The organism is Streptomyces sp. MBT53 (assembly GCF_016654115.1).
Taxonomy (GTDB): Bacteria; Actinomycetota; Actinomycetes; order Streptomycetales; family Streptomycetaceae; genus Streptomyces.
In genome coordinates, this window is the sequence record NZ_JAEQAZ010000449.1 from 1 (window position 1) to 1158 (window position 1158).

Consider the following 1158-nt stretch of genomic DNA (forward strand, 5'->3'; position numbering starts at 1 on the left):
GGCGTTGCTGGGGGCGGCGGCGGGTGGCTCGGCGGCGAAGGGTACGTCGGGGGGTATCGCGCGGGCTACGGACGGCGCGTCCGGGCACGCGGCCCCCTCCGCTTCCGCGGACTCCTCCGCCTCGCCTTCCGATGCCGGTGACAAGCTTCCCGTCCACCACCGCGCGCCCGCGCTCCCCGAGCCGCTCTCCCCGGCTGAGCAGGCCGTGGCGAGCGCCGCAGCCGCTCGGCTGCTCGCCCCCTTGCTGCCCGAGCCGTTGGACCACGTCCTGCTGCAGGCGGATCTGACGGCGGTGGCACCGGGCCCACTGCAACGGCCGTTGGCCGATGTGCTGGACGTGCTCGCGGACGTGGAGTCGAAGGGCGGTGCCACCGTCTACCGCTTCACGCCGGGCTCGGTGCGCCGCGCCCTGGACGCGGGCCGCTCGGCCTCCGATCTGCACGACTTCCTCACCGCGCACTCCCGTACGCCCGTGCCGCAGCCTCTCGCCTATCTGATCGACGACGTGGCCCGCAGGCACGGCCATCTGCGGATCGGCGCGGCCTCGGCGTATGTGCGCTGCGACGACGACGCGGTGCTCAGCGAGATCCTCGCGGACAAGCGGTCGGCGGGCCTGCGGTTGCGCCGGCTCGCGCCGACCGTGCTGGCGGCGCAGGCCGATCCGGCGGCGCTTCTGGACGGGCTGCGCGCGATGGGTTTCGCGCCGGCCGCCGAGTCCGCGGACGGCGATGTCGTCATCACCCGCGCCCATGCCCACCGCACCCCGCCCCGTACGGCGCCGGAACCCGTGCCGGACGGTCCGCCGACCCCGGACACGACCCTCCTGTCGGCGGCGATCCGTGCGATCAGGGCGGGCGACCGCGCCTCCACCACCCCGCTGAAACCGTCGACGACCCCGGCCCCGGCCGGTGAACTCCCCCGCACCGGCTCCGCCGAGACCCTCGCCACCATGCAGGCCGCCGTCCTCACCGGCACCACCCTCTGGATCGGCTACGTCAACGCCGAGGGCTCCGCCAGCCAGCGCGTCATCGCGCCCATCCGCGTGGAGGGCGGCTTCGTCACGGCGTACGACCACACGGCGGACGAGGTGCGGACGTATCCGCTGCACCGGGTGACGGGGGTCGCGGAGCTGGCGGAGCCCTCGGCGTTGACGTAGCC

1 protein-coding gene is annotated in these 1158 nt (G+C 75.1%); it reads left to right on the forward strand.

Annotated features, from left to right (window positions below; all coding sequences use genetic code 11):
- On the forward strand, positions 1-1156 hold a 1156-nt coding region (locus JHN45_RS52080), incomplete at its 5' end, for a helicase C-terminal domain-containing protein (RefSeq protein ID WP_236585075.1).
- Between the last annotated feature and the right edge of the window lie 2 nt (positions 1157-1158).